The sequence below is a fragment of the Pseudophaeobacter sp. A-200-2 genome (assembly GCF_041008815.1).
GTDB classification, from domain to species: Bacteria; Pseudomonadota; Alphaproteobacteria; order Rhodobacterales; family Rhodobacteraceae; genus Phycobacter; species Phycobacter gallaeciensis_A.
On sequence record NZ_JAXGFU010000001.1, the window covers coordinates 295,214 to 320,777 of the forward strand.

General features: G+C 61.5%; 20 protein-coding genes and 1 tRNA gene. 14 read left to right on the forward strand and 7 right to left on the reverse strand.

Features of this window, described 5'->3' with window-relative positions:
* Nucleotides 1-42: 42 nt before the first annotated feature.
* From SM766_RS01355 to pdxH, 5 genes are all read right to left on the reverse strand, one after another.
* Nucleotides 43-3,717: a vitamin B12-dependent ribonucleotide reductase gene (locus SM766_RS01355; RefSeq protein WP_274833999.1), complete on the reverse strand. Its 3,675-nt coding sequence runs from the start codon at nt 3,715-3,717 to the stop codon at nt 43-45.
* 832 nt (nt 3,718-4,549) lie between these two features.
* Nucleotides 4,550-4,626 (reverse strand) — tRNA-Pro (locus SM766_RS01360).
* A gap of 43 nt (nt 4,627-4,669) precedes the next feature.
* A complete protein-coding gene (locus tag SM766_RS01365; protein ID WP_368946647.1) occupies nt 4,670-5,113 on the reverse strand; it encodes a DUF192 domain-containing protein in 444 nt (147 codons plus the stop codon).
* 49 nt (nt 5,114-5,162) lie between these two features.
* A complete protein-coding gene (locus SM766_RS01370; RefSeq protein WP_368946648.1) occupies nt 5,163-5,708 on the reverse strand; it encodes a cold-shock protein in 546 nt (181 codons plus the stop codon).
* A gap of 118 nt (nt 5,709-5,826) precedes the next feature.
* Nucleotides 5,827-6,432, reverse strand: coding sequence for a pyridoxamine 5'-phosphate oxidase (pdxH, locus tag SM766_RS01375; protein ID WP_368946649.1), 606 nt, complete (start codon nt 6,430-6,432; stop codon nt 5,827-5,829).
* Between the two features lie 222 nt (nt 6,433-6,654).
* Between pdxH and fabI the strand changes: the two genes are divergently transcribed.
* The 5 genes from fabI to trpE all read left to right on the forward strand — a co-directional run bounded on the left by fabI (nt 6,655) and on the right by trpE (nt 13,006).
* Entirely contained in the window at nt 6,655-7,458 is an 804-nt protein-coding gene (gene fabI, locus SM766_RS01380) for an enoyl-ACP reductase FabI (protein ID WP_274833995.1), read from the forward strand.
* A 157-nt stretch (nt 7,459-7,615) separates the two neighbouring features.
* Nucleotides 7,616-8,119 (forward strand): xanthine phosphoribosyltransferase, encoded by a 504-nt coding sequence (gpt, locus tag SM766_RS01385; RefSeq protein ID WP_065270164.1) that lies wholly within the window; start codon nt 7,616-7,618, stop codon nt 8,117-8,119.
* Between the two features lie 168 nt (nt 8,120-8,287).
* Nucleotides 8,288-9,463 carry an aminotransferase gene (locus SM766_RS01390; RefSeq protein WP_368946650.1) on the forward strand — a complete coding sequence of 392 codons (1,176 nt, stop codon included), beginning with the start codon at nt 8,288-8,290 and terminating at the stop codon, nt 9,461-9,463.
* Between the two features lie 156 nt (nt 9,464-9,619).
* Nucleotides 9,620-11,464, forward strand: coding sequence for a peptidylprolyl isomerase (locus SM766_RS01395; protein WP_368946651.1), 1,845 nt, complete (start codon nt 9,620-9,622; stop codon nt 11,462-11,464).
* A 30-nt stretch (nt 11,465-11,494) separates the two neighbouring features.
* Complete coding sequence (gene trpE / locus SM766_RS01400; protein ID WP_368946652.1) at nt 11,495-13,006, forward strand: anthranilate synthase component I; 1,512 nt, start codon at nt 11,495-11,497, stop codon at nt 13,004-13,006.
* Between the two features lie 82 nt (nt 13,007-13,088).
* Here trpE and SM766_RS01405 read toward each other — a convergent pair whose 3' ends face one another.
* Nucleotides 13,089-14,645: a divergent polysaccharide deacetylase family protein gene (locus tag SM766_RS01405; protein ID WP_368946653.1), complete on the reverse strand. Its 1,557-nt coding sequence runs from the start codon at nt 14,643-14,645 to the stop codon at nt 13,089-13,091.
* A gap of 195 nt (nt 14,646-14,840) precedes the next feature.
* Here SM766_RS01405 and SM766_RS01410 point away from each other — a divergent pair, with 195 nt between their 5' ends.
* The 7 genes from SM766_RS01410 to lexA all read left to right on the forward strand — a co-directional run bounded on the left by SM766_RS01410 (nt 14,841) and on the right by lexA (nt 20,488).
* Nucleotides 14,841-15,422 carry an anthranilate synthase component II gene (locus SM766_RS01410; protein WP_065270159.1) on the forward strand — a complete coding sequence of 194 codons (582 nt, stop codon included), beginning with the start codon at nt 14,841-14,843 and terminating at the stop codon, nt 15,420-15,422.
* Nucleotides 15,419-16,441: an anthranilate phosphoribosyltransferase gene (gene trpD, locus SM766_RS01415; RefSeq protein WP_368946654.1), complete on the forward strand. Its 1,023-nt coding sequence runs from the start codon at nt 15,419-15,421 to the stop codon at nt 16,439-16,441. The genes SM766_RS01410 and trpD overlap by 4 nt, the downstream gene beginning before the upstream one ends.
* Entirely contained in the window at nt 16,441-17,091 is a 651-nt protein-coding gene (locus SM766_RS01420; RefSeq protein WP_368946655.1) for a uracil-DNA glycosylase, read from the forward strand. The genes trpD and SM766_RS01420 overlap by 1 nt, the downstream gene beginning before the upstream one ends.
* Before the next feature lie 14 nt (nt 17,092-17,105).
* Nucleotides 17,106-17,918 (forward strand): indole-3-glycerol phosphate synthase TrpC, encoded by an 813-nt coding sequence (gene trpC / locus SM766_RS01425; RefSeq protein WP_368946656.1) that lies wholly within the window; start codon nt 17,106-17,108, stop codon nt 17,916-17,918.
* Complete coding sequence (moaC, locus tag SM766_RS01430; RefSeq protein WP_065270156.1) at nt 17,918-18,388, forward strand: cyclic pyranopterin monophosphate synthase MoaC; 471 nt, start codon at nt 17,918-17,920, stop codon at nt 18,386-18,388. The genes trpC and moaC overlap by 1 nt, the downstream gene beginning before the upstream one ends.
* The gene (locus SM766_RS01435) at nt 18,389-19,567 is read left to right on the forward strand and encodes a molybdopterin molybdotransferase MoeA (protein ID WP_368946657.1); all 1,179 of its coding nucleotides are present in this window, start codon (nt 18,389-18,391) and stop codon (nt 19,565-19,567) included.
* 228 nt (nt 19,568-19,795) lie between these two features.
* The gene (gene lexA / locus SM766_RS01440) at nt 19,796-20,488 is read left to right on the forward strand and encodes a transcriptional repressor LexA (RefSeq protein WP_274828025.1); all 693 of its coding nucleotides are present in this window, start codon (nt 19,796-19,798) and stop codon (nt 20,486-20,488) included.
* 101 nt (nt 20,489-20,589) lie between these two features.
* On the opposite strand, the gene SM766_RS01445 is transcribed toward lexA, so the two are convergent.
* Entirely contained in the window at nt 20,590-22,602 is a 2,013-nt protein-coding gene (locus SM766_RS01445; RefSeq protein WP_368946658.1) for a ComEC/Rec2 family competence protein, read from the reverse strand.
* Between the two features lie 79 nt (nt 22,603-22,681).
* Between SM766_RS01445 and gltX the strand changes: the two genes are divergently transcribed.
* Both gltX and gltA read left to right on the forward strand, forming a co-directional pair.
* The gene (gene gltX / locus SM766_RS01450; protein ID WP_368946659.1) at nt 22,682-24,082 is read left to right on the forward strand and encodes a glutamate--tRNA ligase; all 1,401 of its coding nucleotides are present in this window, start codon (nt 22,682-22,684) and stop codon (nt 24,080-24,082) included.
* Nucleotides 24,083-24,210: 128 nt separating this feature from the next.
* Nucleotides 24,211-25,506 carry a citrate synthase gene (gene gltA, locus SM766_RS01455; RefSeq protein WP_065270151.1) on the forward strand — a complete coding sequence of 432 codons (1,296 nt, stop codon included), beginning with the start codon at nt 24,211-24,213 and terminating at the stop codon, nt 25,504-25,506.
* Nucleotides 25,507-25,564: the final 58 nt, after the last annotated feature.

Consider the following 25,564-nt stretch of genomic DNA (forward strand, 5'->3'; position numbering starts at 1 on the left):
TTCTTGGCGTCCAGGGCGAGCGCACTCGCCCCCGATCTGGTCTCAGCTGCAGCCCGAAGTGGCGCCGCAGGTGTTGCACTTCATGCAGGTGCCGTTGCGCACCAGCGTGTAGTTGCCGCATTCGCCGCAGGCCTCGCCCTCGTAGCCCTGCATCTTGGCCTTGGTGCGGGCGTCCATGCCGGTCACCGTAACCGAAGCCGTTTCCGTCACCGTTGCGCTTTCAGTCACCTCCGGCACCAGTGTTTGCAGCGCCGTCACCGGGTCAGCACCGGTGCCAAGCGGCGCGATCCCGTCCAGCACGGTCTGCCCGCCGTTCAGCACCACAAGTTCCTGCGGCAGACGCTTGCGCAAGTACCCGGTCGAGGAGATCTGCTTCAGCACCTCCAGCGAACGGGTTGCGGCGCTTTCGCTCAGCTCGGTGACGTTGGAGACGCCCTCTTCCTCACCGCGACCGATATCATCGAATGCGGGGCCTTCGGGTTTCACATGCGCGAGGTCGGTGCGATCCAGGTAGCTGACCGCCAGTTCGCGGAAAACATAGTCGAGGATCGAGGTAGCGTTCTTGATGCTGTCGTTGCCCTGCACCATGCCCGCCGGTTCGAACTTGGTGAAGGTGAAGGCATCGACGAACTCTTCCAGCGGCACGCCGTATTGCAGGCCAACAGAGACGGCGATGGCAAAGTTGTTCATCATCGCCCGGAAGCCAGCGCCTTCCTTGTGCATGTCGATGAAGATCTCGCCAAGGTTGCCGTCTTCATACTCGCCGGTGCGCAGGTAGACCTTGTGCCCGCCGACAACCGCCTTCTGGGTATAGCCTTTGCGGCGCTGGGGCATCTTGGTGCGGTGCGATTTAACCACTTCCTTGATGACCACTTTTTCGACGATCTTCTCGGCCAGGGTGACGGCCTTTTCCTGCTGGCTACCGCTTTCCAGGATCTCCGCCGCCTCATCGTCGTCCTCGACCAGCGCAGCCGCCAACGGCTGGCTCAGCTTGGACCCGTCACGATAGAGCGCGTTTGCTTTGACGCCCAAGGACCAGCTTAGCTCATAGGCCTTCTGGCAGTCTTCGATGGTCGCATCGTTGGGCATGTTGATTGTCTTGGAGATCGCGCCCGAGATAAAGCTTTGCGCCGCCGCCATCATGCGGATGTGGCTGTCAACGCTCAGGTAGCGCTTGCCCTTCTTGCCGCAGGGGTTGGCGCAATCGAAGATGTGATAGTGCTCTTCCTTCAGGTGCGGCGCGTTCTCCAAGGTCATGGTCCCGCAGACGTGATCGTTGGTCGCCTCGATATCGGCCTTGGTAAAGCCCAGATGACGCAGCAGATCAAAGGTCGGGTCGTTCAGCTTGGTCGCCGGGATGCCCAGAACACCGGTGCAGAACTCTTCGCCAAGGGTCCACTGGTTGAACACGAAACGCACATCAAAGGCGCTTTCCAGTGCGGCGTCGATCTTGGCCAGCTCGTTGGGGCCAAAGCCGTGACCAGCCAGCGAGGTATGGTTGATCCCCGGCGCATTGCCGATGGTGCCGTGGCCGACGGCATAAGCAACGATTTCTTCGATCTGGGCCGAGGTATACCCGAGCCCTTCCAGCGCGGCAGGCACCGAGCGGTTGATAATCTTGAAATAGCCGCCACCGGCCAGTTTCTTGAACTTCACCAGGGCAAAGTCGGGCTCGATCCCGGTGGTGTCGCAATCCATCACAAGGCCGATGGTGCCGGTCGGGGCAATCACGGTGGCCTGCGCGTTGCGGTAGCCGTGCTTCTCGCCCAGTTCCAGCGCCTCATCCCAGGCACCTGCGGCCAGATCGGTCAGGCGTGCATCGGGGCAATTCTTCAGATCGAGCGGCACCGGCGGCACCGCCAGCCCTTCATAGCCGGTTGTCTTCCCCTGGGCGGCGGTGCGGTGGTTGCGCATCACCCGCAGCATGTGGTCGCGGTTCTTTTCAAAACCGGGGAACGGGCCCAGCTCGGAGGAGATTTCGGCCGAAGTGGCATAGGCGACGCCGGTCATGATGGCAGTGAGCGTGCCGCAGAGCGCGCGGCCTTCGTCGCTGTCATAGCCATAGCCCATGTTCATCAAGAGACCGCCGATATTGGCATATCCCAGACCCAGCGTGCGGAAGTCATAAGACCGCTGCGCAATTTCCTTGGACGGGAACTGCGCCATCATCACGCTGATTTCCAGCGTCAGGGTCCACAGGCGGCAGGCATGCATGTAGTCCTCGGCCTGGAACTCACCGTCCTTGAGGAAGGTCAGGAGGTTCAGCGAGGCCAGGTTACAGGCGGTGTCATCCAGGAACATATACTCCGAGCACGGGTTCGATCCGCGGATCTCGCCGTCTTCGGGGCAGGTGTGCCAGTCATTCACTGTGTCATGGAACTGGATGCCCGGATCGGCACAGGCCCATGCGGCGTGGCCGACCTTCTCCCACAGATCACGCGCCTTGACGGTCTTGGCGACGCGGCCATCGGTGCGGTTGATCAGCTCCCAATCCGCGTCCTTCTCTACCGCGTGCAGGAACGCATTGGTGACGCGGATCGAGTTGTTGGAGTTTTGACCCGAAACCGAGGAATAGGCATCGCTGTCCCAATCGGTGTCATAGGTCGGGAATTCGATCGAAGTGTGCCCCTGCTTGGCGTAATCCAGAACCCGTTTGATATAAGTCTCCGGGATCGCGACCTTTTTCGCTTCGCGAATGGCTTTCTTCAGCCCGTCGTTCTTGCTCGGCTCATAGGCGTCTGCCTCCAGACCGTCCCATTCGCGGATCGCCGCAAAGATGCCGTTCAGCATCTGCTCGTGCATCTTCGAGCCAGCAACGATCGAGGCAACTTTCTGCTCTTCGATCACCTTCCACTGGATGAAATCCTCGATATCGGGGTGATCCGCATCGACGATGACCATCTTGGCCGCGCGGCGGGTGGTGCCACCGGATTTGATCGCGCCAGCTGCCCGGTCACCGATCTTGAGGAAGCCCATCAGGCCCGAAGATTTGCCACCACCGGACAGAGGCTCGCCTTCGCCGCGCAGATGGCTGAAGTTGGTGCCGGTGCCGGAGCCGTATTTGAACAGGCGCGCCTCGCGCACCCAAAGATCCATGATGCCGCCGTCGTTTACCAGATCGTCGGACACGGACTGGATGAAACAGGCGTGCGGCTGCGGATGTTCATAGGCGCTGTCGGATTTGGTCAGCTTGCCGGTCTTGTAATCGACGTAGTGGTGGCCTTGCGCGGGGCCGTCGATGCCATAAGCCCAGTGAAGCCCGGTGTTGAACCACTGCGGCGAATTTGGCGCCGCGCGCTGGGAGGCCAGCATATAGCGCATTTCGTCGTAATAGGCGCGGGCGTCTTCCTCGGTCGAGAAATAGCCGCCTTTCCAGCCCCAGTATGCCCAGCCACCGGCAAGACGGTCAAAGACCTGTTTGGAAGAGGTTTCACCAACAAATTCAACATCATCGCCATCGGGAACCGACCGCCACAGGAATTCTGGCACGCCCTTTTCGCGGACTTTCTTCAGGCGGGACGGAACACCGGCTTTGCGAAAGTATTTCTGGGCGATGACATCGCTGGCAACCTGGCTCCATTCAGCCGGAACTTCGATGTTTTCGAGTCGGAAGACAATGGTCCCGTCAGGATTTCGAATTTCGGATGTAGCCGAGATGAAATCGAGGTCCGCATATGCGTCCTGACCAGATTTGGTGTACTTCCGTTCGATCTTCATGCTCTGCCCCTTCGCATTAGCTCTGTCCCGTCTTTTTGTTGGCCACGTCGTGGCGCAGCCTTGCCATGAAGAAACACAGAAAACAGGCGGCAACTGCTGTCAGAAGCGTGCCAGGGAGCCCTACACCGGCCCCGGTCCTTGGAATCTATACTAGTGTTTAGTCTTGTTGCAGCGCCCAAAGAACATACAAGATTTAGTGGCGAAGCAACCGGCATCCACAATTTGGCGTAATCACGCCGTGAGGGTCAACGCAAAATTTACCACTTAGATACCATTTTTTTGGTTGACCGGTGAAATCGGAAACGCCCGTGGTTCGCTTCATCGATTCACCGACTGCACCTGCGGGCTGACCGAGCCGCCAACACCACTTCGGTAGCCTCGTATTTTTTTGCGAAACACTAATGGTTTGCCGCAAATACCTTACTCACGGCCCCTTCACCACTTCCTCGGCGACTCCACTAACACCCGCGGGCGGTCCACTTCCGAGACATGGCAGCGGACTTTTTGCGCCGACCTGCCACGTTGCACGAAGCGCACAGTCTATCTGCTGAAATCCTGTGCCAAGTTAGGCAAAACCCAGCTGTAGGTGGCGCCAGTTCGCGTCACATGGTTAATAATCGGTTAACACAAGATTTGGTAGCCAACAACATTTCGGGGTCACATTTTGCGCGATTCTAATCCTCGCCCCGATCACATCTAAGTGAGATGTGGATCCCTGATCGCACTTTCAGTGAAACTGGCTGCTTGCACGCCCGCCTTGGACTTGACCGCCAAAGGACGTCACCCTGACCGGGCCAAACCGATCAGAGCTGGGATTTTTATAAGTGGAAAGTGGTCGGGGCGGCGAGATTCGAACTCACGACCCCCTGTACCCAAAACAGGTGCGCTACCAGACTGCGCCACGCCCCGGACCGTGCGCTTTCCTAGCGGTGTGAAACGGATTTGAAAAGCCCTAACAGGGCCAAACAGACGCATTAGAAGAAAAAACTTCGTGCCGCATCTGGGTGCCCGGCCCAATGCCATATCGGCGCGCCAGACCACCATTGATTTCCAGCACCGCAAACACCCGGTCGCCGCCTGGAATGGGGGTCAGATCATGGGGAATGGCATTGGAATGCACCGACGTCACCATGCCGGTTTCATCAAGGAAAATGATATCCAGGGGGATCAGCGTGTTCTTCATCCAGAAAGCCGCCCTTTGAGGATGCTCGTAAACGAACAGCATCCCCGCCCCGCGCGGCAGGTCCTCCCGGTGCATCAGCCCCATTGAACGGCTGTCGACAGTATCGGCAATCTCAACAGAGAAGGACGCCTGCCCCCAATCGCCGCGAAGATCGACACGATCCGGGGCGCAGGTCTCCTGTGCCTGTGCAATACCTGCACCAAGGCACAGCATTATGGCGGCCCCCCAGCGGACAATTCCAGAGGCGCGCACCGACATGTTCTTATTCTTCTTGGGATGCGGTTTCGGAAATGGCCGCTTCCCAGGCCTGGACCTCGACCGCCATGCAGCCCCGCCGCCCGCTGATCGATCGCATCGCGATAGCCTCGCCCGGCTGGAGGTCAGCAAGACCCGACTGGCGCAACACCTCGACGTGCAAGAAGACATCATCTCCGTAGCCGAACAGGTTGGCAAAGCCAAAGCCCTTGCCCTTGTCGAACCACTTCACACGCGCCGGGCGCAACGGAAGTGTTTTCAGCTCCTCGATATCCATATCGACAAAATCGCTGAGAACCGGCGCGTCATCCCGGGCCGGAGGCACGATTGCGACAACCTCCACAGCCTGAACGCCGCGCTCCGTCGCGTGGGTCAGAACGGTTACGCTGGACCCGTCCGCCACCGAGCTCTGCCCGAAGTTACGCAGGACATTCACGTGCAACAGGATGTCGGGACCACCCTCGTCGGACACAACGAAGCCATACCCTTTGGTCGGGTCAAACCACTTCACTATGCCCTGGATTTGCCTGAGACTGCTTTGATCGTCTGCCACTTATCTCGTCCACCGCGTCGTATTTGATTTCTCGATGCTTGATGCGCGATTTTCGCATATGAGTTCAAGTTAAAAAAATTCCCCATTATCACGAAAATGCTATTTTGTGCTTAACCCATTAAGGGTTTAGCCGCACCACACTCCATTCGTCATCCGGCGCATTTCGGCGCCAGACAAATCGGTCATGCAGCCTGAAAGCCCCATCCGCCCAGAATTCAATTTCGCTCGGAACGATGCGAAATCCACCCCAGAATGGCGGCCGGTCCGGGTTCGGGCCTTTCGTGGCCGTGATTTTTGCAACCTCTGCCATCAGGGCCGAACGGCTCTGCAATGGGCGCGATTGCTGCGAAGCCCACGCCCCGAGCCTGCTTTTCAGCGACCGGGAGTGGTAATACTCGTCTGCCTGCGGACCGTCTTCGCGTGTCACATGACCACGGACACGGATCTGGCGACGCAGGCTCTTCCAATGTAGCACGAAGGCGGCCTTGCCGGACTGCTCCAGCTCCTGCCCCTTGGCGCTTTCGTAGTTAGTGAAGAAGACAAAAGCGCCATCTTCGATTTCCTTGAGCAGCACCATGCGGACATTCGGCATGCCATCAGCATCCACCGTCGACAGCGCAATCGCATTCGGATCATTGAGCTCAGTCTCTTCGGCCTCCGCGAGCCATGCCCGCGCAAGTTCAAAGGGGTTATCCCCCGCAAATAGTCCCGACCGCTCTGACATGGAAACCTCTTCTTAATTGTGCGCGCCAATCTATGCCGCCTTGGTTGGGCATACAAGCCAAGGTGGCTGCGGATTTATGCGTATAAATATGTGCGACCATGCAGGCCGACATCCAAAACGGGCCGCAAAACTGACAATGCGCCTCAACCGGTACTCTCTTGATGCAGCGGCCCGAGCATATTAAAGGTCCTTCAGTTCATATTTTACAGGCGGAGAACCTGCATGCCCAGTCAACTGCTGTCCGGCAAACGTGGCCTTATCATGGGCCTGGCCAACGACAAATCCATCGCATGGGGGATCGCCAAGGCCTGCGCCGATGCCGGTGCCGAACTTGCTTTTTCTTACCAGGGTGAAGCCCTTAAAAAGCGCGTTGGCCCGCTCGCCGAACAGCTGAACAGCTCCATCGTTCTGCCCTGCGATGTATCCGACGAAACCTCGATTGACGCCTTGTTTGAGAGCCTCGAAAAAGAATGGGGTAAGCTGGACTTTGTCGTGCACGCCATTGGTTTTTCTGACAAAAACGAACTGCGCGGCCGCTACGTCGATACCAGTCGTGACAATTTTCAGATGACCATGGATATCTCGGTCTACTCCTTTACGGCTGTTGCCCGCCGCGCCGAGAAACTGATGTCCGAGGGTGGCTCGATGCTTACCCTGACATACTATGGTGCCGAGCAGGTTATGCCTCACTACAATGTGATGGGCGTTGCCAAGGCCGCGCTCGAAGCATCGGTCAAATATCTGGCCGAAGATCTTGGAAAAGACGGCATTCGGGTAAATGCGATTTCCGCCGGTCCGATCAAAACGCTGGCCGCCAGCGGAATTGGCGACTTCCGCTACATTATGAAATGGAACGAATACAATTCGCCGCTGCGGCGAAATGTTACAACCGAGGACGTCGGTAAATCCGCTTTGTATCTTTTGTCGGACCTCGGATCGGGCGTGACCGGGGAAAACCTGCACGTGGATGCTGGTTATCACGTTGTGGGCATGAAAGCCGTGGACGCCCCCGACATTACCAAATAAATGAACTGCCCCGGGCCTGTGCTGTTTTTATTTTGAATGGTGCGCCCGGGGCTATATCAACGACGCACTCGTCAGACCAACACTGGTATCGTGCCTGCTTTGCAGCCCGGCACATGACACCGCATCAGACGCTACAATTGCCGGAGCAAATCGCAAGATGACCGACCGCCTGCCGCACGAAAAAGGGTTTCACATCAGCTGGGATCAGATCCACCGGGACAGCCGCGCTCTGGCCTGGCGGCTGGACGGTCAGGGACCTGACGGTGGCGCTTGGCGTGCCGTTGTCGCGATCACCCGTGGCGGCATGGCCCCCGCGATGATCGTCAGCCGCGAGCTGGACATCCGCACCGTCGATACGATCTCGGTGAAATCCTACCACCACCAGGACCAGGGTGAGGCCGTGGTGCTGAAAGCACCCGACGCCGAGCTGATGGGTGATGGCGAAGGTATCCTGATCATCGATGATCTGGTGGATAGCGGCAAAACCCTTGAACTGGTGCGCCAGATGTATCCCAAGGCGCATTTTGCCACGGTTTATGCAAAGCCCAAGGGCCGCCCGATGGTGGACACCTTTATCACCGAGGTCAGCCAAGACACCTGGATCTTCTTCCCCTGGGATATGGCGCTGCAATACGTCGAGCCCTATCGCGGCAAGGACTGACGCCGCCCCGCCCCGTGCGCGGGACGGACCGCAGCCGATTTTCAAAACACCATGAATGCGCGCCCCTGTTGGAGGCGCGCTTTTTCTTGAGCCTGCCGCGAGGGCGTGCCACAGATAAGGCCCGAATACGCCTGCCCTGGCAGGGCCTTGCGACAATAGGATGACTGCATGCATATCTCCCGCACCGAAGCGACCTTTTGTTCTCCGATCGTCGAGTCCCGGCGCTGGACCGAAGGGGTCACTTTTCCGCCGTCGCGCCCCCTGATCAACGTCAGTCAGGCCGCCCCGGCAGATCCGCCGCCCACGGGCTTGCGGCAGGCCATCGCCGATGCGGCCCTGAATGAAACCGACGCGCATCTATATGGCGCCGTTTTGGGCCGCAGCGAGCTGCGTGCAGCACTGGCAGCACAGATCTCGGAGCATTATGACGGCACCGTTGGCGCAGCGCAGGTCGGTATTACCTCTGGCTGCAATCAGGCCTTTGCCGCTGCCATCGCCGCCCTTTGCGGCGAAGGGGACGAGGTGATCATCCCGGTGCCTTGGTATTTCAATCACAAAATGTGCCTCGATATGGCAGGCGTCAAAGCGGTTCCGCTGCCGGTAGGTGCTGATATGATGCCGGATCCGCAGGCCGCGGCCCAGTTGATCACACCCAAGACGCGGGCCATCACGCTTGTCACCCCCAACAATCCCACTGGCGCCGAATACCCGTCGGGCCTCGTGCAGGCCTTCTTTGACCTGGCCCGCAAACATGGGCTGGCACTGATTCTGGATGAAACCTACCGCGACTTTGACAGTCGCGAAGGGGCGCCGCACGACCTGTTCCAGACCCCGAATTGGGACGAGACACTGATCCATCTGTACTCCTTCTCCAAGGCCTATCGGCTGACCGGTCACCGGGTTGGAGCGATTGCGAGTTCTACAGAGAAATTGTTCGAAATGGAGAAGTTTCTCGATACGATAACGATCTGTCCTGCACAGCTTGGACAGATCGGCGCGCATTGGGGACTTGAAAACCTCCAGTCCTGGCTCGCCGGGGAACGGCTGGAGATTCTGGACCGCAAGGCGGCGATCGAAGAGGAATTCCCCCGCCTTGCCGAGAAGGGATGGAAGTTGTTGGGCTGCGGTGCCTATTTCGCTTATGTGGAACACCCGTTCGAGGAAGCCTCGTCCGAACTGGCCAAAAAGCTGGTGCAGGACGCGTCGGTCCTGATGCTGCCGGGCATGATGTTCATGCCCGAAGGCGATCCGGCAGGCAGCAAGCAATTCCGCATCGCCTTTGCCAATGTCGACCGGGCCGGGATCGTCTCCCTGTTCGACCGGCTTTGCGCGTTTCACCCCTAACGCTACGCTGCGACACCCGAAACCAACAAGCCCGGCACAAGATCTTGCTCCTGTACGGGCGGCAGCGTATGCAGAACACGATTATGACACAGGCACCCTGCCCGCAGCGCCCATCCGGCGCAAAGGGAGCGGGCAACAGGTACGAATGAGGGCACAATGGCCGCAGGCATGAAAAATCTTTCCAGAACCTTTGTTTGGATCCTGATGGGGATGCTGATCGTCGGCCTTGCCGGTTTTGGTGCGGTCAATTTCACCGGCTCGATGAGCGCGGTTGCCTTGGTGGGCGACGAAGAAGTCACCGTCGACGCCTATGTGCGCGAGTTGCAGCGCGAACAACGCGCCATGCAGGCCCAGACCGGTCAGGCAATGCCGATGTCGCAGCTGACCGCAATGGGTTTGGATCAGGTTGTGCTCGGGCGGCTGATCACCCTCGCTGCCATCGACAATGAGGTCAGTAAGCTGGGCATCTCCATCGGGGATGAAAACCTCTTGTCCGAACTGACCAAGGTTTCCTCTTTCCAGGATGCCAGCGGCCAGTTCGACCGCGAGACCTACCGCTTCACCCTCGACAACGCCGGTTTCACCGAAGCCGAGTTCGAAGACGATCTTCGCCGCGAAGCCTCGCGCACGCTGGTGCAAGGCGCCATCATGTCCGGCACCAAGATGCCCGAAGTGATGAGCGATACGCTGGTGTCCTATATCGGCGAACGCCGCAGCTTTTCCTACGTGCAACTGTCATCCGACGATGTGCTGCTGACGCAGGAGATGCCCGATGACACTGCGCTGCGCGCTTTCTATGACGAGAACATCGCGGATTTCACCCTGCCGGAAACCAAATCCCTGACCTACGCGCATCTCAGCCCCGACATGCTGCTGGACACCGTTGAGGTCGATCAGGACGCACTGCGTGGCCTTTATGAGGACCGCGCTGAGCAATATCTGGTTCCCGAACGCCGTCTGGTGGAACGCCTTGTCTTTGCTGACAGCGACAACGCCGCCAGCGCCAAGGCCCAGCTGGACGTGGGCGGCACGACTTTTGAGGTCCTGGTGCAGGATCGCGGTCTGGCCCTGTCGGACGTGGACATGGGCGATGTGACCGAAGCTGACCTCGCGGATGCAGGCACCGAAGTCTTTGCTGCAGAGGTCGGCGATGTTGTCGGCCCGCTGCCGTCGGATCTTGGCCCCGCGCTCTACCGGGTGAACGGCCGCCTCGAAGCCCGGGAAACCAGCTTTGAAGAGGCCGAAGCCGAGCTCCGCGCCGAACTGGCCGCAGACCGCGCACGTCGGGTGATTGAGCAGCAGGCCGAATCCATCGAGGACATGCTGGCTGGCGGCGTCACGCTGGAAGAACTGCCGGATCAGACCGACATGCAGCTTGGCACCCTCGGCTGGACCGGGCTCAACGCCGAAGGCATCGCCGCATATGACGGCTTCCGCGAGGCCGCAGAGGCCGTGACGGTTGATGATTTCCCCTCGGTCGCCTTCCTTGAGGATGGTAGCCTCTTTGCTCTGCGGCTCGACGAAGTCCTGCCCCCGCGCCCCGAGCCCTTCGAAGACGCTCGGGACAAGGTACTTGCCGCCTGGAACGAAAACCGGACAGCAGAGGCCGTAAACAACCTGGCACAGGATCTGCTGAAACAGACCGAGGCAGACGGAGCCTTCCCCGAAGGCTACGACGTGCAGACCGAGACGGCGCAAACCCGCACCGCCTATATCGACACCACCCCGGTCGAGATGATGATCGAGGTCTTCGAAATGAACCCAGGCGAGCTGCGCACCGTGTCCGGTGAAGGCTCCACCGTGGTGCTGCGTTTGGACGAGGTTCTGCCTGCAGAGGACACCAGCGAGGAAATGCAGATGCTGGCCAACGCGATGCAGACCCAGCTGGATCAGGCATTGTCGCAGGCGCTGTTCGAAGCCTTCGCGCAGGACGCACAGCTGCGCGCCGCACCGCGTGTTGACCAACAGGCCCTGAACGCGGTTCAGGCCAATTTCCAATAAGCGCGCATAGATCAATCAAGGCACCTGACGATGGCTCTGACCCCGGATTTCGACACTTTCGCCGCCGCCTATGAGGCGGGAGAGAACCAGCTGGTCTATACTCGGCTGGCGGCTGACCTCGACACGCCCGTGTCGCTGATGCTCAAGCTGACGGGCGCCCAGAAGGACGCCTTCATGCTGGAATCGGTGACCGGTGGCGAGGTGCGCGGCCGTTACTCGATCATCGGCATGAAACCCGATCTGGTCTGGCGCTGCCGCGGCACGACATCCGAAATCAACCGCTCGGCCCGCTTTGATCCCGAGGGTTTTGAAGCGCAGACGGGCGCGCCGCTGGACAACCTGCGCGCGCTTCTCGCCGAAAGCCGCATCGACCTGCCCGACGACCTGCCGCAGGCCGCGGCCGGGCTGTTCGGCTATCTTGGCTATGACATGGTCCGGCTGATCGAACATCTGCCGGACGTCAATCCCGACCCCCTTGGCCTGCCCGACGCGGTGATGATGCGCCCTTCGGTGGTCGCGGTTCTGGACGGCGTCAAAGGCGAGGTGACCGTGGTCTCCCCGGCCTGGACCGGAGACGGGAAATCGGCCAAGGCCGCTTATGCGCAGGCCGCAGAACGGGTGATGGACGCGGTGCGCGATCTGGAGCGCGCCATGCCCGCAGAGACCCGCGATCTCGGCGATGCGCACGAGGTGGCCCCGCCGGTCAGCAACTTCAGCAAATCCGGCTATATGGAAGCGGTGGAAAAGGCCAAGGAATACATCCGGGCCGGCGACATCTTTCAGGTGGTGCCCGCGCAGCGCTGGAAGCAGGACTTCCCGCTGCCGCCGTTCACGCTTTACCGCTCTTTGCGGCGAACCAACCCGTCGCCCTTCATGTTCTATTTCAACTTCGGTGGCTTTCAGGTGATTGGCGCCAGCCCCGAAATTCTGGTCCGTGTCTTTGGCAAAGAGGTCACCATCCGCCCCATCGCAGGCACCCGCCCGCGCGGCGCAACACCGGAAGAGGACAAGGCGCTGGAGGCCGATCTTCTGGCCGACAAGAAAGAGCTGGCAGAACACCTAATGCTGCTGGATCTGGGCCGCAACGATACGGGCCGCGTGTCAAAGATCGGCACTGTGCGCCCGACGGAAAAGTTCATCATCGAACGCTACAGCCACGTGATGCATATCGTATCGAACGTGGTGGGTGAGCTGGACGAGGACAAGGACGCGCTGGATGCGTTTTTTGCGGGCATGCCGGCGGGCACGGTGTCCGGCGCGCCAAAGGTGCGCGCGATGGAAATCATCGACGAGTTGGAGCCAGAAAAACGCGGCGTATACGGCGGCGGTGTCGGCTATTTCTCGGCCGGGGGCGACATGGATATGTGTATCGCCCTGCGCACGGCCATCGTGCAAGATCAGACGCTCTATATTCAGGCCGGTGGCGGCGTGGTCTATGACAGCGATCCCGAGGCCGAGTATCAGGAAACCGTGCATAAATCGAACGCGATCCGCCGTGCTGCTGCGGATGCCGCGCGTTTTACCGGCAGCCGCAACAGCTGATAACATCAAAGCGCTCCGGGGCGCGGGCAAGCATAAGCAACCCCGTGCCCCTGGGCTCTGCCCCGTGCGTGTCTATCTCCGGTTATTCTGCCGTTGCAGCCAAATTGGCGCGCAGACTAGCCGAAACCGGCGCCAGCGCCACCCGGCTGGCCCGGTCCTGCAGCCCCCACAGCAACAGTGCTGAAATCGTATCTGGCTGCAATCGCCCCAGCATGATCACTGCGCCTTCCTGACCGGCCCGGAAGGCCGCCTGATCCAGAAACCGGCGAATGGCACGCGGGTTCTGACCGGCGCCATCGAAATCCCGGAACACCACGCCGGACGGCACGCCGTCGCGCAGCGCCAGTTTCTGCACGGTATTAAGGCCGCTGTTCTGCAGCACCAGCCCGTATCCCCCGGTCCGCGCCACGTCAGACACCTGCTCCGCCAGCGGCCTGTTGCCCTGCACGCCTGTCTCCACGCCCTCCAGAATTCCCAGCGCCTGCGGCACCCGGTCCAGCCAGACCTCCATCGCAGTCTCCGCGTCCTGCGGCATGGCTTCGCGCGGCAGATCCGACAGGATCAGCACCTCAAAGCCCGCGGCCCGGCGCGCGGCCATTTTCTCAGGCGCCCTGGGATCTTCGGGATCGATAGCAAAGCTCAGCGGATAGGGAAAATCGACCAGCGCCTCAGCGCCGACGGATGTCTCATCATCGATGAGGACAATCGACATCAAGGGCCGCCCATCGCTGCCAGCGAAGGGTTCGGAATAGGCATCAAACGGCTGCTGCGTGGTTTCAGCGCCCGCCGCAGCGGTCTCCTCGCTGTCGCGTTCGGTCAGCGGCACCACGCGGGTTCCGATCTGCGGCGATTGCGACGCGCGACTTCCGTCTGCGGTTGGCAGCGCGGCGATCCGACCATTTTCCGGCGCATCTTCCGTCTCGGCCTCCTCGGCGGGCGGCATGTCTTCTTCCGGCTCCGCCTCGACGACCTCAGGCTGCTCAGGCGCGGGTTCGGGGGTGGAGAAGGCAATCACCGGAGGCGCGGTCGGATCCGGGGCGCTGCCCAATTGCGGCACCGGCACCGCAGCGCCTTGCTCCAGCTGAACCGTCTCGGGCGCGCCCTGCGGCGCCGTCATTTCAGGCGCGGTGCCAGGCGCCGGGCTGTCGGTCGGGTTCTGCCCCACCTCTGCCGTGGTGTCCGGCGCCTCGGGTGTCGGCGCCGGGGTCATGGACACCTCGACACCGTCGTCGCTCTCTGCTGTTTCGGGCAACATTGCAGGCTCAGCCCTGCCAGCCGCTGTTTCCGCCTCGGACGGGGCCTCTGGCACATCCGGCAGATCAGCCTCGCCAGAGCCGCGCACATCGCCCGCAGGTCCGACTTCGGGACGGGCAGCCGGTTCGGTATCCAGAGAGGTCAGGTCATTGAGGTCATCCGCAGGTGCCGTTTCAGGTGCTACCGGCGCGGCCTCGACCAGATCGGCATCGGGTTGCGGCGTCTCTATGGGCGCCAGCGCGCCCGATTGAGGCAAAGTGGCCTTTTCCGGTCCCGTGGCGCTGACGTCGACCTGCCGCGGCAGCGGCGTCGACAACGACCACATGGCAGCGCCGCACACCGCCACCAAAGCTCCGATACTCACGCCTCCCAGAAAGCCACGCATGCCCGCTCGCCCTTTATCCTTGTGTCCGGCTTGGCCGTCAGGACCAGCGAGGGCGACACCCTGTCGCCACAGCCCCGCCGAGCCTTCAAAAACGCGCCGCGCTCTTGACGCTGCCTTGCAAGCCTGAACATGTATGTCGCAACAACTATACTGCGGCGCAAGCCCTGCCCGCCACCCATAAAAGAGCCTGCCAAGATGTTGCTGCTGATCGACAACTACGATTCCTTTACCTACAACCTTGTGCATTATCTGGGCGAGTTGGGGGCTTCGATGGAAGTGCGCCGCAACGACGCGCTGGATGTCGAGGCCGCTCTGGCCCTGCGCCCCGCCGGGATCCTGCTGAGCCCGGGCCCATGCGATCCGGATCAGGCCGGGATCTGCCTACCGCTGACCCTTGCTGCGGCAGAGGCCGGTATTCCGCTGCTGGGCGTCTGCCTTGGCCACCAAACCATCGGACAGGCCTTTGGCGGCAAGGTCGTGCGCTGCCACGAAATCGTGCATGGCAAGATGGGCGCAGTGCATCATCAGGGCAAAGGCGTCTTTGCCGGGGTGCCCTCTCCGTTCCAGGCGACGCGCTATCATTCGCTGGTGGTGGATCGCGACAGCCTGCCCGACTGCCTTGAGATCACAGCAGAGCTCGAAGACGGCACCATCATGGGGCTGCAACACCGGGAGCTGCCGATCCACGGGGTGCAATTCCACCCGGAATCCATTGCCTCCGAGCACGGCCATACCCTGCTGAAGAACTTCCTGAATGAAATGAAGGTGCCCGCATGAGCGACCAGATGAAGCCGCTGATCGACGCCGCAGCCGACCGCCCGCTGACACGGGCCGAGGCAGAACAGGCCTTTACCCTGCTGTTCGAAGGCGAAGCGACCCCCAGCCAGATGGGCGGGCTGCTGATGGCCCTGCGCACCCGCGGCGAAACCGTTGATGAATATGCTGCTGCTGCCGCCGTGATGCGGTCGAAATGCAACCCGGTGAAGGCGCCTAAGGGCGCTATCGATATCGTCGGCACTGGCGGTGACGGCAAGGGCACGCTCAATATCTCGACCGCGACCGCATTCGTGGTCGCTGGTGCAGGCACGGTTGTCGCCAAACACGGCAACCGCAACCTCAGCTCAAAATCCGGAGCGGCAGATGCGCTGGGGCAGATGGGTATTCAGGTTATGGTCGGCGCAGAAGTGGTTGAAAAGTCACTGAAAGAGGCCGGAATTGGCTTCATGATGGCCCCCATGCACCACCCTGCGATCGCCCATGTCATGCCCACCCGGCAGGAGCTTGGCACCCGGACGATCTTCAACATCCTCGGCCCGCTCACCAACCCTGCGGGCGTCAAACGCCAGCTGACCGGGGCTTTCTCCCGCGATCTGATCCGTCCCATGGCGGAAACCTTGGGGCAGCTTGGCTCTGAACGGGCCTGGCTGGTGCATGGCTCGGACGGGACCGACGAGCTGACCATTACCGGCGTCAGCTGGGTCTCCGCGCTCGAAGAAGACGGCAGCATCCGCGATGTGGAACTGCACCCGGAGGACGCGGGCCTGCCGGTCCACCCGTTCGACGATATCATCGGCGGCACGCCGGAAGAGAACGCGATTGCCTTCCGGGCACTGCTGGACGGGCAGCCTTCGGCCTATCGCGATGCCGTCCTGCTCAACAGCGCCGCCGCGCTGGTGGTCGCCGGAGACGCCGAAGACCTGCGCGAAGGCGTCGCCAAGGCGGCCCACAGCATCGACAGCGGCGCTGCACGGGACAAGATCGCAACCGTTGCGCGGATCACCTCCGGGGGCAACTGATGCCCTTGCCGGGTGGTCTTGGCGCCTGGTCCGACCTGCCGTTTTTTCAGCGTGACTGGCCCACAATCGAGGCTGCGCTGAAGACAGAGACGCAGCCGGTTCTGCCACCCGCCGCGCAGCGTTTTGCTGCGCTGGAGCTGACCCAACCTGCAGACACCCGTGTGGTCATTCTGGGGCAGGATCCCTATCCGACCCCCGGCCACGCCCATGGGTTGGCCTTTTCCGTGGAACCGGATGTCGCGCCCCTGCCCCGATCCCTTGGCAATATTTTCAAGGAGTTGCAGAGCGATATTGGTGCCACACCCGCCACCGGTGACCTGCGCAGCTGGGCGCGGCAAGGGGTGCTGCTTCTCAATACCGCGCTCAGCGTACCGGCGGGGGACGCGAACGGGCACAAGGATCTGGGATGGCTATCCCTGATCGAAGAGGTGCTGCAGCGCACATCGCAGCGCCCCACGGCCTATGTGTTTTGGGGAAAACAGGCACAAAGGCTTGAAAAACACCTGAATCCGAGCGATCACCTGATCCTGAAGACCGCGCATCCCTCGCCGCTTTCGGCGCGGCGCGGCTTCTTCGGATCCCGGCCGTTTTCGGCAATAAACACATGGCTGCGCGCGCGCGGCGAAGCGCCCATCGACTGGGCCAGCTGACTGGAGGCAACGCGATGACAGAAAACGTGCTCGACAAGATCAAGGCCTACAAGCTGGAGGAAGTCGCCGCCGACAAGGCCGCCGTTCCGCTAACCGAGGTTGAATCCATGGCTCGCAACGCGTCTCCGGTGCGCGGGTTTGCAAATGCGCTGCTCGGGGCCAGCCGCGAAGGATACGGCCTGATCGCGGAAATCAAGAAAGCCAGCCCCTCCAAGGGATTGATCCGCGAGGATTTCGACCCCGTGGCGCTGGCAGAGGCTTATGAACAGGGCGGCGCCACCTGCCTGTCCGTACTGACCGATACGCCCAGCTTTCAGGGCGCCAAATCCTTTTTGACCGAGGCGCGTGACGCCTGCAGCCTGCCCGCGCTGCGCAAGGATTTCATGTATGACACCTATCAGGTGGCCGAGGCACGCGCGCTTGGCGCCGATTGCATCCTGATCATCCTTGCCTCTGTCAGTGACGCGCAGGCGGCCGAGCTGGAAGACTGCGCCACCGAATGGGGCATGGATGTACTTCTCGAGGTGCATGATGCCGAGGAACTGGAGCGCGCCTGCGCGCTTAAATCGCCCCTGATGGGAATAAACAACCGCAATCTCAAGACCTTCGAGACCACTCTGGACACCACGCGGGAACTGTCGCGCATGGTTCCGGCAGATCGCACCATCGTCTGCGAAAGCGGCTTGTTCACCCCGCAGGACCTGTCGGACATGGCCCGCTATGGCGCCCGCAGCTTCCTTATCGGGGAATCCCTGATGCGCCAGGAGGACGTGGCCTCTGCAACCCGCCACCTGCTCGCCAATCCCCTGACACCGGGAGCGATGTGATGCCGCTGACGCATTTTGACGGCAAGGGCGACGCCCATATGGTCGATGTCTCGGACAAGGCAGTGACCGCGCGTATCGCCACCGCCGAAGGCCACATCACCATGGCCCGGGAAACCTTTGATATTATTTCCGAAGGCCGCGCAAAAAAGGGCGATGTGCTGAGCGTGGCCCGGCTGGCCGGGATCATGGGCGCCAAGAAAACGCCAGAGCTGATCCCGCTCTGCCATCCGCTGCCGGTGACCAAGGTCGCGGTTGAGCTGACCCTGGACCCCGATCTTCCGGGCGTGCGCATCGAAGGCACCGTCAAGACCACCGGCCAGACCGGGGTCGAGATGGAAGCCCTGACCGCGGTGTCGACTGCGGCGCTCACCGTCTATGACATGGCCAAGGCCGTGGACAAGGCGATGGAAATCGGTGGCATCCGCGTTACGCTAAAAGATGGCGGAAAATCAGGACGGTACGAGGCTTAAATGATCTCAGTCAGCGAGGCACGCGCGCATCTTCTGGAGCTGGTTTCCCCGCTTGGAACCGAACTGTTCCCTCTCGCTGAGGCTGCGGGCCGGGTTCTGGCCGACGACGTCGCCGCCCGCCGGGATCAACCGCCCTTTGCCGCATCGGCGATGGACGGGTACGCGGTAAAATCTGCCGAGGTCGAACTTCACGCCATGTTCAAGGTGATCGGCGAAGCCGCCGCCGGCCACGGATTTGACGGCACCGTCGGCGCGGGTCAAGCGGTGCGTATCTTCACCGGCGCACCGATCCCCGACGGAGCCGATTTCGTCGTCATTCAGGAAGACGTCACCGCAAAAGGTACCCTGATCACCATCACCGACGCACCCGGCGACAATCCCAACGTTCGCCCGCGCGGTGGTGATTTCAAAAACGGCCAGACCATCTCGGCGCCGCGGCTGCTAACACCATCTGACATCGCCCTCCTCGCTGCGATGAATATTGCCGAGGTCCCCGTTGCCCGCAAACCCGACATCGCCCTGATCTCCACCGGGGACGAGTTGGTGATGCCCGGCAGCACTCCGGGCCCGGACCAGATCATTGCCTCCAACACCTTCGGACTGAAGGCCATGCTGGAGGCGGCAGGCGCCAATGTGCGGATCCTGCCCATCGCGCGGGACACCCACAGCTCTCTGCGCACCGCCTTTTCGCTGGCCGAGGGCGCTGATCTGATCGTCACCATTGGTGGCGCCTCGGTTGGCGATCATGATCTGGTTGGCGAGGTTGCCGCCGACCTTGGCATGGAGCGGAGTTTCTACAAGGTGGCGATGCGCCCCGGCAAACCGCTGATGGCTGGCCGCCTTGGCACCTCTGCCATGGCCGGACTGCCAGGTAATCCAGTGTCGGCCATGGTCTGCGGCCATATCTTCCTGGCACCGATGGTGCGGGCGATGCTGGGGCTGCCGCCCTTGCAAGAGGTTATTCTATCCGCGCCGCTGGCGGCACCGCTGGGACAGAACGGTCCGAGAGAACATTACATGCGCGCCACCCTGACGGATGACGGGCAGATCCGCGCGTTCGAGCGGCAGGACAGTGCGCTGCTGACGGTACTGGCAGAGGCCGACGCCCTGTTGATCCGCCCGCCGCATGATCCGCCCCGCGAGATCGGCGAAACAATGTCCTATCTGCGCTTGATCTGATGTTTCCGGCGCCGGGACGGCTGCCGAAGCCCAACCGTCTCTCAGGTTGACCGCTCCTGCGGTATGCCCGCGCGCCACATGCCCCTTGCCCACTGTGATACCCCGGCCGTTCGGTGCGTCGCCACAACGCCACCGGGAAATTCGCATGGGGTCCGTTGACACAAAACGGGAACATGACTAGAACAAAGGGAAACATGGCAAAGCGTCACAGGGCGCAGAGGGGCGGACATGCTGACCAAGAAGCAATTGGATTTGTTGGAATTCATTCACACGCGTCTGCAAAAGGACGGTGTCCCGCCCAGCTTTGATGAAATGAAGATCGCACTGGATTTGCGGTCGAAATCCGGCATCCACCGCCTGATCACTGCTTTGGAAGAACGCGGTTTCATCCGCCGCCTGGCCCACCGTGCCCGCGCCATCGAAATCCTGCGTCTCCCTGACAGTATCAGCGGCGGATCCACCGAAACGGGCACGGATCGCTCCGCCAGTGCAGATGCGGGACCGGCTGCGGCCAACACCGACCGAGCGATTGGCTCCGCAATGGACTTGCCCGTCATGGGGCGCATCGCTGCAGGTGTGCCGATCGAGGCAATCAGCCAGATGGCCAGCAAGGTGACTGTGCCCAGTTCGATGCTGACCTCATCCGGTAGCCACTACGCCCTTGAGGTGCGCGGCGACTCGATGATCGACGCCGGGATCAACAACGGCGATATCGTGGTGATCCGCGAAACCGACACGGCGGACGATGGCGACATCGTGGTCGCCTTGGTTCAAGGGCATGAAGCCACGCTGAAAAAGATCTATCGCCGCAACGGCGCGATTGAACTGGAGGCCGCCAACCCGGCTTATGAAACCCGCGCCTACCCCTCCGATCAGGTCGAGGTGCAGGGGCGGCTGGTTGGCTTGATCCGCAGCTACTGACCGCCCGCACCGCTGTTTGGTGGGCGGAGTGTCGGCCAGTTGTTGTATGCGGCGGACACCGGCCCGGTTCGGATGAGCCGTACCAATCGCGGTCAATGGCCCTAGCGGGTCCAGATGCGCTGCCCTGACAGGTCCCTCGCCGTGGTCAATTTGCCTTGCTGATCGATCGCAATACTGCCCATGCGCCGCAATTGCTGTAGCCCCAAAATGATGCAGCCGCCCTCCGGCTTCAGATCGACCGTCGACACTAGAATCTCCCTCTCGGCACATGAGGTCAAACGCTCCGCAGCCCTGCTGCCTACCGCATGCACCAGACTGTAGGGACCAACCCTGGCGCGGCGAAGGCTCGGGTCGTTGCCCTGAGACCGCCAGCGGTTTGCGGCAATGACCTGTCTGACGGGATCTCCGTCATTTTCCAGCCAGACCCGCGCCGCAAAGCCCTGCCCCTTGCTGCGGGACAAGGCCCGGCCCTCTGGCCCCATTACCCCGACCAAGCCGCCATTCGATGAAATCAACGCCAGCGGCCGCGTGTCTTGCGACCAAAGCGCGAAGGCCAGAGCAATCGGCATCACCCCGAGAAGGCGCAAACGCCCCTGCCAGATCAATAGGAACACCCCGCCAACCGAAAGCAACGGCAACACCCACTGCCCCGGCTGCATCACCGTGCCCTCTGCTCCCGGCAGCTCCGCAACCGCGCGGGCGACGGTCAGGATCCAGTCAATGCCCGCCCCCATCACCGCCAGGCCGAAGCCCTCCAAACCGAGGGGCAGCAGGCAAAAGGACAGAACTGCGGCGGGCACCACAACAAGGCCCATCACCGGCACTGCCAGCAGGTTGGCCAGCAGCCCATAGTGCGACAGGGTGTTGAAATGAGCCGCGCCAAAGGGCGCCGTGGCCAGCCCTGCAACCAGCGATGACAAGACCAAGGCGGCCACAGGGCGCAGCCATTTTGGCCCGAGGGTAAGACCGCCATCCCGGATCACCCCAAACACCCCCACCAGCGCGGCCGTGGCAGCAAAGCTCATCTGGAAGCCCGGGCTGAGCAGCGTCTCCGGGCGCCGCAACAGAACCAGAACCGCAGCAATGGCAACCGCGCGCAAGGATATCGCCCGCCGGTCCAGCAGCACCGCGACAAACATCACCGCCACCATGATAAAGGCTCGCTCGGTCGCGACATTCCCCCCGGACAGCGCCAAGTATCCGCCCGCCGCCAGCAAGGCCGCAGCCGCTGACAGTTTCTTCACGTTCAGTCGCAGTGCGATGGGCGGCACCATGCACAAGGCAAACCGTAAAGACGCAAAGACAAATCCGGCCACCAGCCCCATATGAAGACCGGAAATGGCCAGCAAATGCGCCAGATTGCTGGCTCGCAAATCCTGCAACGTTGACTGACTGACACCGCTGCGGTCGCCGGTGGTGATGGCGGCGGCGATGGCGCCGGTCTCACCGGGCAGCCGCTGCCGCAGCGCCAAAGACAGGTCCCGCCGCAGCCCGGCCAGAGTTGGCCCCGGCGGGCCGGGATCAAGAGTCAGCACGGCAACGCGGGTGTAGCCATTCGCGCCCAGTTGCAAAAACCAGGCATGGCGCCGGAAGTCGAAACCGCCCGGCTCTGCTGGGCCCTGCGGCGGCATCAGATGTGCGGTGGTAGCCACCCTTGCACCGGGACCGGGCAACCCGCTATCCACCGGCACCGAGACACGCACCCGCGCAGGCGTTCTACTCGGAGATACCTGCTTCAGCCGCACCTGATCCAGCGTAAGACGCAGCATATCGCGCGCGGAGCGATCGATAGTGGCGACGCGCCCCTCCACAGGGCCGTAGTAGCGAAAGCCGAGTACTGGAGCCGCCACAGAATGGGTCCGCCACCCCGCAACCATGAACCCAAGAACACAAAGAAGAACCGCCCGTGCCAGCAATCCGCTGGCGCTGCCCCGCAAAGAGAAACCAGCACACACTCCACCAAGAACCAGAGCGCAAAGATAGGCCACCGCCTCCGGCTCGACCGGGAGCGCAAAAAAGACCCCTATTCCAAGCCCCAGAAACACCGGCACCCAGGCCAGTAAATGTCCCCTTTGAACCTGTAGCAGCTGGTCCAGGATAGGCATCATACGCATGCTTGCTCCTGACCCTTCGGGTGGGTAGACAGGCAGAAACGCTACTCCTCTTATGGTTTCCAAAAGGTAAATCACCTCCATGTCCAAACCGGTCGTCACCCGTTTCGCCCCCTCGCCCACCGGCTTTCTGCATATCGGCGGCGCCCGCACCGCGCTGTTCAACTGGCTGTATGCGCGCGGACGCGGCGGTAAATTCCTGCTCAGAATCGAAGATACAGACCGGGAGCGTTCCACCCCGGAAGCCACCGCCGCCATCCTGCAGGGGCTGGACTGGCTGGGCCTGGATCACGACGGAGAGGTGATCAGCCAGTTCGAGCGCGCCGACCGTCACGCCGAGGTCGCGCATCAGCTGCTGGCCGAAGGCAAGGCCTACAAATGCTTTGCCACCCAGGAAGAAATCGCCGCCTTCCGCGATGCGGCCCGGGCCGAGGGAAAATCGACGCTCTACCGCTCGCCCTGGCGCGATGCCGATGCCTCCACTCATCCGGATGCGCCTTACGTGGTGCGCATCAAGGCCCCGCAGGAGGGCACATCGGTCATTCGCGATCAGGTGCAGGGCGATGTCTCGATCCGCAACGACCAGTTGGACGACATGATTCTGCTGCGGTCCGATGGCACGCCTGTTTATATGCTGGCCGTGGTCGTGGACGATTATGACATGGGCGTCACCCATGTGATCCGGGGCGACGACCATCTCAACAACGCCGCCCGTCAGATGATGATCTACGAGGCGATGGGCTGGGACATTCCGGTCTGGGCGCACATCCCGCTGATCCATGGCCCCGACGGCAAGAAACTGTCGAAACGCCACGGCGCCCTTGGCGCGCAGGAGTATCAGGCCATGGGGTATCCCGCGGCTGGCATGCGCAACTATCTGGCCCGTCTCGGCTGGAGCCATGGCGACGATGAGTTCTTCACCGACGCGCAAGCACGCGAATGGTTCGATCTGGATGGAATCGGCAAAAGCCCGGCCCGGTTCGATACCAAAAAGCTGGAAAGCCTCTGCGGGCAGCATATCGCCGTTAGCGATGACGCTGCACTGCGGCAGGAGATCGAAGCCTATCTTGCCGCAGCCGGTGAGCCTGCCCTGACTGACGTTCAGTCAACTGATCTTGAACGGGCCATGTACTGCCTGAAAGATCGCGCCAAGACTTTCCCTGAACTTCTTGAGAAAGCGCATTTTATCCTGACGGCACGCCCCATCGAACCGGATGCAAAGGCGGCCAAGGCGCTGGCATCTGTATCCGATAGTATACTGAATGAATTGACGCCGCAGTTGCAAAGTGCTAGCTGGACGCGTGACGATCTGGAGGCGCTTCTCAACCAATTCGCGGAAGCACAGGATACCAAGTTCGGCAAGCTGGCCGGCCCGCTGAGAGCGGCCTTGGCAGGCCGGGCGGTAACGCCTTCGGTGTTCGATATGATGCTGATTTTGGGCCGTGAGGAAACATTGGCCCGTTTGACCGACGCTGCAGGCTGATCCCGCCTCTTAACCCTTGGGTAAGTCTGCTTCGATACGACCTCACCTGCGCAGTCCACGCGCAGGTGCTGCCTGCACGAAGCCCGGATTTCTCCGGGTTTTCGTGCCTGTAACAGGAAGGGACATCTATGACCGATACCAATAAGACAGCCCAGCTCAGCCTGAATGGCGAAACTTACGAGCTTCCCATCTTCTCTCCGACAGCCGGGCCCGATGTTCTCGACATCCGCAAACTCTACGCGCAGGCCGGTGTCTTCACGTACGATCCGGGCTTCACCTCGACCGCAAGCTGCGACAGCACCATCACCTTCATCGATGGTGGCAAGGGCGAGCTGCTGCACCGTGGCTACCCGATCGACCAACTTGCAGCCAATTCGCACCACCTCGAAGTCTGCTACCTGCTGCTTTACGGTGAGCTGCCGACCGCTGCTCAGCTGGAAGATTTCGAAGCGCGTGTGACCCGTCACACCATGGTGCACGAGCAGATGCACAACTTCTTCCGTGGTTTCCGCCGCGATGCGCACCCGATGGCGACCTTGGTTGGTGTGGTTGGCGCGATGTCCGCCTTCTACCACGACTCCACCGATATCGCCGATCCGTGGCAGCGCGAGGTCGCCTCGATCCGCCTGATCGCAAAACTGCCGACCATCGCCGCGATGGCCTATAAATATTCGATCGGTCAGCCCTTCGTCTATCCGCGCAACGATCTGGATTACGCCGCGAACTTCCTGCATATGTGCTTCTCGGTTCCGGCCGAAGAGTATCACGTCGACCCGATCCTCGCTCGCGCCATGGACCGGATCTTTATCCTGCACGCGGACCACGAACAGAACGCTTCGACCTCGACCGTGCGTCTGGCGTCCTCTTCGGGTGCAAACCCGTTCGCCTGTATCGCGGCTGGTATTGCCTGCCTCTGGGGTCCGGCACACGGTGGCGCCAACCAGGCTTGCCTCGAGATGCTGAAAGAAATCGGCACCGTCGACAAGATCCCCGAGTTCATCGCCCGCGCCAAGGACAAGAACGATCCGTTCCGCCTGATGGGCTTTGGTCACCGCGTGTACAAAAACACCGACCCGCGCGCCAAGGTTCTGAAACAGTCCGCGGATGAGGTTCTGGAACTGCTCGGCGTCGAAGACAACCCGCTGCTGCAGGTTGCCAAGGAGCTGGAACAGACCGCGCTCAACGACCCCTACTTCATCGAGAAGAAACTGTTCCCGAACGTCGACTTCTACTCGGGCATCATCCTGGAGGCGATGGGCTTCCCGACCTCGATGTTCACGCCGATCTTCGCGCTGTCGCGCACCGTCGGCTGGATCTCGCAGTGGAAAGAGATGATCGCAGACCCACAGAACAAAATCGGTCGTCCGCGTCAGCTGTACCTCGGCGAAACCGCCCGCGATTACGTGGATATCGAGAACCGCTGATCGGAAGGTCAGACTTGTTTAGGCGCCTCGCACCCGTTGGGTGCGAGGCGTTTTTTTG